This window comes from Oleiphilus sp. HI0061 (assembly GCF_001635675.1).
In genome coordinates, this window is record NZ_LWFE01000170.1 from 1 (window position 1) to 931 (window position 931).

Sequence of the window (931 nt, forward strand, 5' to 3'; positions counted from 1 at the left end):
GGTTGATATATTATTAGCTGCTTGTCGAAAAGAGAATGTTGAACTTCGGGAAGAAGCCCTGGAAATTGGTGGCTTAACATCGAAAGTTATCGATATCGAAGCTTACGCAATTGAACGATCCTTTGAACTTGTCGGTTCGCAAATTGGCGTTGAAGGTGAAGAGCAGACAGTCGCAATTGTCGATGTTGGCTCAACGATGACGACATTGAGCGTACTTGCCGATGGCAAAACGATCTATACAAGAGAGCAGTTATTTGGTGGTCGTCAACTGACAGAAGAAATTCAGCGACGTTATGGCTTATCTTTTGAAGAGGCCGGGCTAGCTAAAAAGCAAGGTGGCTTGCCAGATGACTACGAGCGTGAAGTCTTAGCTCCTTTCAAAGAGGCAGTCGTTCAACAAGTCGCCCGTTCATTACAGTTCTTCTTTTCCTCAAGCCAATATAATGAAGTCGATTATGTCGTGCTTGCTGGCGGTGTCGCGTCAATAAACGGACTTGTAGAGCTGGTTGAAGAGAAAACAGGGATCAAGACTATTGTGGCTAACCCTTTCGTTGATATGACCTTAAGCTCAAAGGTGAATGCGTCTGCGTTAAGCAATGATGCACCATCACTGATGATTGCTTGTGGTTTGGCTATGAGGAGTTTTGATTAATGCCTTCTATTAACCTTAGGCCGTGGCGAGAAGAACTCCGGGCCGAGAAGCAGCGGAATTTTATTACATCGTTGATCGCTGTCCTTGTTGTTGCTGTCGTGCTCGTGTTTTTGTGGCAAGACTATGTTAGCTCCGAAATTGAAACTCAAAAGTCTCGAAATAATTATTTAAGCTCTTCAATGGCTGAGCTGGATAAGAAAATTAAAGAGATCAAAGAGCTGAAAAAAGAAAAGAAAGAGCTTTTGGATAGAATGAAGGTCATTAAGGACTTACAGGGAA

Annotated in this window: 2 protein-coding genes; both read left to right on the forward strand. The window is 43.2% G+C overall.

Annotated features, from left to right (window positions below):
* The coding region (gene pilM, locus A3735_RS02070) for a type IV pilus assembly protein PilM (RefSeq protein WP_156499328.1) at window positions 1-652 on the forward strand (652 nt) is incomplete at its 5' end.
* The coding region (locus A3735_RS02075; protein WP_369820500.1) for a PilN domain-containing protein at window positions 652-931 on the forward strand (280 nt) is incomplete at its 3' end. The genes pilM and A3735_RS02075, both read left to right, overlap by 1 nt.